We start from the raw sequence: 7,906 nt of genomic DNA on the forward strand, positions 1-7,906 counted from the left end.
GGATTCGAACCCACGCACGGCTTTCGCCGCCTGACGGTTTTCAAGACCGTTCTCTTAAACCACTTGAGTACGCCTCCAAGCTATAAAACGTGCATGTCGTTGTCAAAAAAATAAAAATGGAGGAGGCGGTGGGATTCGAACCCACGCACGGCTTTCGCCGCCTGACGGTTTTCAAGACCGTTCTCTTAAACCACTTGAGTACGCCTCCGTACTTCATATCAGATCATGATGACCTGTCTGTTTTCCTGACATTAATTATGATAGCATCTGCCTTTTAACGTGTAAAGACCTTTTCTAAAAAAACTTTTTAAAATACAGAAAGGGGGATTACTCCCCCTTCTGACTTAAGCTTGAATCACTTCAAGACCACCCATGTATGGACGAAGCACTTCTGGAATAACAACTGATCCATCCGCTTGCTGGTAGTTCTCTAAGATCGCAGCAACTGTCCGACCGACTGCAAGAGCAGAACCGTTTAACGTATGAACGAATTCTGGTTTTGCGTTTGCTTCGCGGCGGAAACGGATCTGTGCCCGACGTGCTTGGAAATCTTCAAAGTTTGAACAAGAAGAGATTTCACGGTAAACGCCTTGGCTTGGCATCCACACTTCGATGTCGTATTTCTTCGCAGCCGTGAATCCGAGATCAGCTGTACACATGCTCAATACTTGATACGGCAGTTTCAGCTTTTTCAAGACTGTTTCGGCTTGTCCTGTTAACAATTCAAGTTGCTCGTAAGATTCTTCTGGTTTAACGAAACGAACGAGTTCGACTTTATTGAATTGATGCTGACGGATCAAACCGCGTGTATCGCGTCCGGCAGAACCGGCTTCTGAACGGAAACATTGGCTGTACGCGGCATAACCGATCGGTAACTGATCTGCAATTAGGATCTCTTCACGGTGCATGTTCGTCACTGGAACTTCTGCTGTTGGTACGAGGAAGTAGTTCGTCTCTTCAACTTTAAACGCATCCTCTTCGAACTTCGGCAGTTGTCCTGTTCCTGTCATAGAATCGCGGTTGACCATGAGCGGTGGCAAGATTTCTGTGTAACCGTGCTGATCTTGGTGAAGATCCATCATGAAGTTGATCAATGCCCGCTCAAGACGTGCACCGGCCCCGCGATAAAAGACGAAGCGGCTACCCGTGACTTTTCCGGCACGCTCGACGTCGACGATCTTCAATTGCTCCATCAAATCCCAGTGTGGAACGGCTTCGAAGTCAAACGCTGGTTTGTCACCGACTTCACGAATGACGACATTGTCATCTTCAGAAGAACCGACCGGTACGCTGTCATGTGGAATATTCGGGATACCGAGGAGCAGTTGGTTCAGTGTCGCTTCAACGTCACGTAACTCGTCGTCAAGTGTCTTGATTTCGTCCCCGACACTACGCATCGCAGCGATCGCTTCATCCGCATTTTCTTTATTGCGCTTGAGTTCAGCAATCTTTTTCGTTGCTTCATTTCGTTCTGCTTTTAACACTTCTGTCCGCGCAATCAGCTCCCGGCGTTTTTCATCGAGTGCGAGGAAACGGTTCATGTCCGTTAAGTCCTCTCCCCGGTGCGCTAACTTTTCTTGAATAGCGTCAAAATCTTGGCGTAATCGTTTAATATCAATCATTTGTAATTCCTCCTTTATGTCATAAAAAAAGGCGACTCGTCTCTTTCCGGTATTTCTACCGAAAAGGGACGAATCACCTGGATCCGCGTTGCCACCCTCATTGCTAGACACATCTAGCCAACTTAAGACGCGATAACGGGCGTACCCGCACCTTGTTCGCAAGGTGTGCGACCCGGCTCGATTCAATCCATCGATCTGACTAGTTCACACCACCCACTAGCTCTCTTAACAGTATCGATACATCTACTTGGTCCGTTCATAGCATCTTTATGAGATTAGTCTTACTTTACACCATCGCCTTGGAAGTTGACAAGAGTTGATTGTTGAATCGCTTGTTCGATTTGCTTCGACCACGCTGTCCAGGCGCGGACGAGTCGCGTCGGAACACTCGCCAGCTGAACAGATGTCGCACTATACAAATTCACACGTGGGGTATCAAATCCGGGTAGATAGATGCCATCATCTGCAACTTGCACCGTTCCGACGACTTCTTGTTTGGTGACAGGTGCCGTCGCTTTTGAAAATTCGAAACGTGGTTCACGTGTCGTTGTATGTTTCGGTACTGTCACATACAACGAGCCGTCCGTGACGACATCTAGTTTGCGGACGGTGGCACCTTTGATCGGAAGAACGTCTTTGATCCGTTCGCCTTTTCCGTAATACGTCAACGGTTCAAACGTCGCAAAACCATAATCGAGCAGTTTTTTCGTTTCCTTGAAGCGGGCTTGATCGGAATCCGTCCGCATCACGACCGTGACAAGCGTCATATTATCCCGCGTCGTTACACTCGCGAAGCAATACCCGGCTAAATCGGTTGTTCCTGTCTTCATCCCCCGCATACCGACATATGCGAATTTTTCCTTCGCCAGCATCTTATTCGAATTGTTCAAGACTTCTCCGTCGAGTTTCATCTGTGTTTTGCTCGTCACATCGAGTACGTCCGGGTAATCCTTGATGTAGCGGATGACGAGTAAGGCGATATCCGTTGCCGTCATTAAGTTCGTTCCAGGCAGCGTCGCATCGACGGCATCAAGACCGGAGGCATTTGCGTACTCCGTATCGTTCATCCCGAACTGTTTCGCTGTTTCATTCATCTTTTCAACGAACGTCGCTTCTGAATCGGCGACGGTTTCGGCTAACATGACCGCTGCATCATTTGCCGATTTGATGAATGCTGCGTTGTAGAGTTCGCGGATCGTATAGGTCTTGTTCTGAAGCGGAACACGAGCGACTCCCGGTGTTCGCGCGAGCTTTAACACTTTCGCACTCGGTCTGACTTTCTGATCCCACGTCAATTTCTTTAACTCGATCTGCCGTCGTACGAGATACAACGTCATCAGCTTCGTCATCGAAGCCGGAGGCAGAGCGACATCCGCCTCGGATTGCAGCAGGATTTTCCCTGTGACTGCATCAGTCATTATGTAAGACTCTGCCTTGATTGATGGTCTTGCCGCATTCCCGGTTAATGGAAAACCGGTCAGGACGATCAGTATACTTAAGCAGAGCATCCAGGTTCGTTTCATTGGTCCTCTCCTTCACCCGATGTTCTTCGTACAATTAGTGTAGCATAAAAAAAGCGTCCGACAGCAACTACTGTCGGACACTATTTTCAGGGATGGACCTGCTGCAAGGAATTGATCTTCTCCAGAAAATAACGATGCAACCGGTCGTCCTCTGTCAGTTCAGGATGGAATGAACAAGCCAGGTGAAGCGGTGTCTCGACGGCAACAATCTGGTCTTCGACTTTCGCGATCACTCGTGTGCCTTCCCCGATCGACAGAATCAGTGGTGCCCGGATGAAGACTGCCTCGATCGGTTCTTCAATTCCCTCAACCGGTAACAGCCCTTCAAAGGAATCGATCTGTCGACCGAAAGCATTCCGCCGGACTGTCATCGAAATCGCATTAAGATGACTTTGCCCTGCTTCAACGATGGTTGCGAGTAGAATCATTCCGGCACACGTTCCAAACATCGGTAACGATGTCGCTCGTTCCCGAAGCGGTTCGAGCATCGCATAACGTTCGATCAGTCGACGCATGGCTGTCGATTCTCCCCCGGGTAAGATGAGCCCATCGAGTCCGTCCAGATCACTCGTTTGTTTGACGAGAACGACCTCTACACCAAGACCTTCGAGATGCTGTTGATGTTCGCGGACAGCGCCTTGAACATCCAGAATACCGATTACCATCCGCGTGTCGCCATCCGTTCCTCAAACGGCATCGATGTGACATCGATTCCTTTCATCGCTGTTCCAAGTCCTTTTGATAAGAACGCAATCCGTTCAAAATCATCCTTATAGGTGACAGCTTCGACAATCGCACGAGCAACGCGTTCCGGATGCTCGGACTTAAAGATGCCCGATCCGACAAAAACTCCGTCTGCCCCAAGATGCATCATCAAGGCAGCATCGGCCGGTGTTGCAACTCCGCCTGCTGCAAAATTGACGACCGGTAATCTTCCCTGTGTCCGGATATCACGCAATACTTCGTACGGAGCGCCCCATTCCTTCGCAAAGGTCATCAATTCATCCGGACTGACATTCAAGATCTGCTTCAGTTGCGCTTGAATCTGTCGCATATGGCGAACCGCTTCGACGACATTTCCGGTCCCAGGCTCCCCCTTCGTCCGAATCATCGCTGCCCCTTCGGCAATCCGGCGAGCGGCTTCCCCAAGATCCCGTGCGCCACAAACGAACGGGACGGTAAACTCGGATTTTAGTAAGTGATATTGCTCATCTGCCGGTGTTAGGACCTCACTCTCATCAATAAAATCGACCCCCATCGATTCCAGGACCCGCGCCTCGACGATATGACCGATCCGACATTTTGCCATGACCGGAATCGAGACCGCTCCCAGCACTTCTTCCGTAATCAGTGGATCCGCCATCCGCGCGACACCACCGTCACGCCGGATATCCGACGGAACACGTTCGAGTGCCATGACCGCAACAGCTCCTGCCGCTTCCGCAATTTTTGCTTGTTCGGCATTAACGACATCCATGATGACGCCACCTTTTTGCATTTCAGCCATTCCCCGTTTGACACGATCCGTTCCTTGTTGACGTTCCATACCCATTCCCCCTTGGTTAACTTTTACTTCTTCAGTATAGAGAACATTGACACTTTTAAAAGTATCAGTTTATGATGATTTAAACAGGTCAGATAAAGATAAAGGAGAACACAGGATGGATATGCTTTCGTTTCAACTGACGCGCAATCAAGATACCCCACTCTACGAACAGCTCTACCAACAAATCCGAAATGAAATCATTGCCGGTCGTCTAGCCTACGGAGCAAAGCTGCCGTCTAAACGAAAACTCGGTCAATTCTTGAACTTAAGTCAAACGACGATTGAACTTGCCTATCAGCAGCTCGTCGCTGAAGGATACGTTGAATCCATCTCGCGTAAGGGCTACTTCGTCCTGGCTTACGAGGAGCTTGCCTATGTCAAAACCTCACCCGTCGTCCAGCCGCGTGTGACTAAAGATAAACCCGTCATCCTGTATGACTTTCATCCAAGCAAGATCGAAGGAATTTCTTTCCCGTTTGCCCGTTGGCGAAAATATGCCAAAGATATCATCGATACCGATCACCATCCACTCGTCTCGCTCGGTCATCCACAAGGGGATTTAGCGCTGCGTGAAGAGATTGCGACCTATCTCTACCATTCACGTGGTGTCGTCTGTTCGCCGGAGCAGATCGTCGTCGGTTCCGGAGTCGAACAGTTGTTACCGCTCGTCCTCTTCTTATTAGGACGAGACGTCACGTATGGTATCGAAGACCCGGGATATCATACGACACGCCTGTTACTCGAAAATCACGACCGCGTGCTCGAACCGATCCGGGTGGATGCGAACGGACTGCGCATCGATCAACTGCAGGAATCAAACGTTGACGTCATGTATGTCACACCGGCACATCAGTTTCCGTCCGGTAGTATCCTCTCCGTGAATCGAAGACATCAGTTGTTGAACTGGGCAGCGATGGATCCTGCTCGTTATGTCATCGAAGACGACTACGATAGCGAATTCCGCTATAGCGGTAAATCGATCCCATCTTTACACAATATGGACAGTAATCGTGTCATTTACATGAGTACGTTCTCGAAGTCGCTCATGCCATCCCTCCGAATCGGTTATATGGTCTTACCCGAAGTCTTACGGGCACGGTATCAAGCGGAACTGTCGCATTATACATGCAGTGTCTCACGCTTTGATCAAACGATTTTGACACGTTTCATGAAAGAAGGCGACTTTGAACGACACCTCAACCGGATGCGTAAGGTCTATCGCCGCAAACTCGATGTCCTCATCCAGTCACTTCGCCGGATTCCAGGCTTACGCTTGACTGGTGAAAGTGCCGGACTGCATGTCGTCGTATCCGTAGCGAACGGGATGACGGAACAGGAACTTGTTCAACAGGCACAGAGACGTGGGATTCAGGTATACGGTCTCTCCCAATATGCCCAGTTACCCCTTCTCTCCGGTACGCCTCAAATCGTTCTTGGATTTGCGAGTCTATCCGAGCAGGAGTTGGCGGAAGGTTTACGACAATTGATGAACGCGTGGGATTTGCATACATCCTCATGAACAAAGCCTCGCCTTTCTACTGGAGAAAGACGAGGCTTTTGCTTATTGACGTGTATAGTTGGAAGCTTCTTTTGTAATTTGAATATCGTGCGGATGGCTCTCTTGGAGGCCGGCACCTGTCATGCGGATGAACTGTGTCTCTTCACGCAACTCTTCTAACGTCGCAGCGCCACAGTATCCCATACCTGAACGAATTCCACCGACGAGTTGATACACCGAGTCGCCGAGTTTCCCCCGGTAAGCGACACGTCCTTCGATACCTTCTGGAACGAACTTCTTGTCTGCTTCTTGGAAGTAACGGTCTTGGCTACCGCGTTTCATCGAAGCTTCAGAACCCATACCACGGTACGTCTTGAATTGACGACCCTGGTAGATTTCCATTTCTCCCGGGCTTTCTTCAACACCTGCAAGTAAGCTTCCGAGCATGACAGCATGTCCACCAGCAGCAAGTGCTTTGACGATATCGCCAGAGTACTTGATCCCACCGTCAGCGATGATCGAGACACCGTGTTTCCGTGCTTCTGTCGCACAATCGAAGACAGCTGTGATTTGTGGTACACCGACACCTGCGACAACACGTGTCGTACAGATTGAACCAGGTCCGATACCAACTTTGACGACTGAGGCACCGGCTTCAATCAAATCGCGTGTTGCTTCTGCTGTTGCAACGTTACCTGCAATGATCGGTAAATTTGGATATTCTTCACGGAGTTCCCGTACCTTGAAGAGTACACCTTCTGAATGACCATGTGCTGTATCGACGACGAGTGCATCGACACCAGCATCAACAAGGAACTTCGCGCGTGTCGAAGCGTCTTTTGTGACACCGACAGCTGCTGCGACGAGTAAACGACCAAATTGATCTTTCGCAGCATGTGGATACTGTTCGACTTTTTCGATATCTTTTGTTGTGATCAATCCTTTTAATACACCGTTCTCATCAACGAGTGGTAACTTTTCGATGCGATGCTTGTGGAGAATCTGTTCTGCTTCAGCGAGGGACGTACCGACTTTTGCTGTCACGAGTTCTTCTGTCGTCATCACCGTTTCAATGACAGTTGAGTAATCCTTGACGAAGCGAAGATCACGGTTTGTCAAAATCCCTACTAATTTACGCTCTGTTTCGTTGTTAACGATTGGAACACCTGAGATGCGGTATTTACTCATCAAATATTCAGCATCGTAGACTTGACGCTCTGGTGTCAAATAGAACGGATTCGTGATGACACCATTTTCAGAACGTTTGACGCGATCGACATGTTCTGCTTGTTCTTCCATTGACATGTTCTTATGAATGACACCAAGACCGCCTTGACGTGCCATCGCGATTGCCATTGGAGCTTCTGTAACGGTATCCATCCCAGCACTGATCAATGGAACATTAAGTGTGATCCCTTCACATAGCGTGACAGATAAATCAACGTCGCGCGGTAAGACACTCGAACGACGGGGTACGAGTAAGACGTCATCAAACGTCAAACCCTCTTTAGCAAATTTGTTCTCCCACATGTTATCCACTCGCTTTCTCTTTTATAAAAGAATATTGATGTTATGGTAACAAGCAGAGGGTGTCATGTCAATGACATGACCAATAATCAGAACAGTCTGAAGTTTCACATAACACAAAAAGACCGACCTGCAATCTGCAGATCGGTCAAGTGCCTGGCAACGTCCTATCCTCACAGGGGGAAGCCCC

6 protein-coding genes, 1 tRNA gene and 1 other annotated feature are annotated in these 7,906 nt (G+C 49.1%); of the genes, 1 reads left to right on the forward strand and 6 read right to left on the reverse strand.

Going from position 1 to position 7,906, the window contains the following annotated elements; all coding sequences use genetic code 11:
* Positions 1–117 precede the first annotated feature (117 nt).
* The 5 genes from ACRPK8_RS15600 to pdxS form a co-directional block, all read right to left on the reverse strand.
* Positions 118–208: transfer RNA gene (locus ACRPK8_RS15600), tRNA-Ser, on the reverse strand.
* 136 nt (positions 209–344) lie between these two features.
* Positions 345–1,622 carry a serine--tRNA ligase gene (gene serS / locus ACRPK8_RS15605; RefSeq protein WP_432238968.1) on the reverse strand — a complete coding sequence of 426 codons (1,278 nt, stop codon included), beginning with the start codon at positions 1,620–1,622 and terminating at the stop codon, positions 345–347.
* Between the two features lie 61 nt (positions 1,623–1,683).
* Positions 1,684–1,891, reverse strand: a binding site (T-box leader).
* A gap of 12 nt (positions 1,892–1,903) precedes the next feature.
* On the reverse strand, positions 1,904–3,145 hold the full coding sequence (locus ACRPK8_RS15610; protein ID WP_432238969.1) for a serine hydrolase: 1,242 nt from the start codon (positions 3,143–3,145) through the stop codon (positions 1,904–1,906).
* Between the two features lie 86 nt (positions 3,146–3,231).
* The gene (gene pdxT / locus ACRPK8_RS15615; RefSeq protein ID WP_432238970.1) at positions 3,232–3,810 is read right to left on the reverse strand and encodes a pyridoxal 5'-phosphate synthase glutaminase subunit PdxT; all 579 of its coding nucleotides are present in this window, start codon (positions 3,808–3,810) and stop codon (positions 3,232–3,234) included.
* Positions 3,804–4,691: a pyridoxal 5'-phosphate synthase lyase subunit PdxS gene (pdxS, locus tag ACRPK8_RS15620; RefSeq protein ID WP_432238971.1), complete on the reverse strand. Its 888-nt coding sequence runs from the start codon at positions 4,689–4,691 to the stop codon at positions 3,804–3,806. Before pdxS ends, pdxT begins: the two co-directional genes overlap by 7 nt.
* 115 nt (positions 4,692–4,806) lie before the next feature.
* On the opposite strand from pdxS, the gene ACRPK8_RS15625 reads away from it, so the two are divergent.
* Positions 4,807–6,210, forward strand: a complete 1,404-nt coding sequence (locus tag ACRPK8_RS15625) for a PLP-dependent aminotransferase family protein (RefSeq protein ID WP_432238972.1) — start codon at positions 4,807–4,809, stop codon at positions 6,208–6,210.
* A 42-nt stretch (positions 6,211–6,252) separates the two neighbouring features.
* Here the strand turns inward: ACRPK8_RS15625 and guaB are convergent, their stop codons facing one another.
* Positions 6,253–7,719 carry an IMP dehydrogenase gene (guaB, locus tag ACRPK8_RS15630; protein WP_432238973.1) on the reverse strand — a complete coding sequence of 489 codons (1,467 nt, stop codon included), beginning with the start codon at positions 7,717–7,719 and terminating at the stop codon, positions 6,253–6,255.
* Positions 7,720–7,906 lie beyond the last annotated feature (187 nt).

It is taken from the genome of Exiguobacterium sp. TDN 0502 (assembly GCF_050846835.1).
In the GTDB taxonomy this organism is placed as follows: Bacteria; Bacillota; Bacilli; order Exiguobacteriales; family Exiguobacteriaceae; genus Exiguobacterium_A.

Excerpts from the sequence above, each read along its gene's own strand:
- pdxS (WP_432238971.1), bottom strand. The coding sequence starts at position 4,691 with ATGGAACGTCAACAAGGAACGGATCGTGTCAAACGGGGAATGGCTGAA.
- serS (WP_432238968.1), bottom strand. The coding sequence starts at position 1,622 with ATGATTGATATTAAACGATTACGCCAAGATTTTGACGCTATTCAAGAA.
- pdxT (WP_432238970.1), bottom strand. The coding sequence starts at position 3,810 with ATGGTAATCGGTATTCTGGATGTTCAAGGCGCTGTCCGCGAACATCAA.
- ACRPK8_RS15610 (WP_432238969.1), bottom strand. The coding sequence starts at position 3,145 with ATGAAACGAACCTGGATGCTCTGCTTAAGTATACTGATCGTCCTGACC.
- guaB (WP_432238973.1), bottom strand. The coding sequence starts at position 7,719 with ATGTGGGAGAACAAATTTGCTAAAGAGGGTTTGACGTTTGATGACGTC.
- ACRPK8_RS15625 (WP_432238972.1), top strand. The coding sequence starts at position 4,807 with ATGGATATGCTTTCGTTTCAACTGACGCGCAATCAAGATACCCCACTC.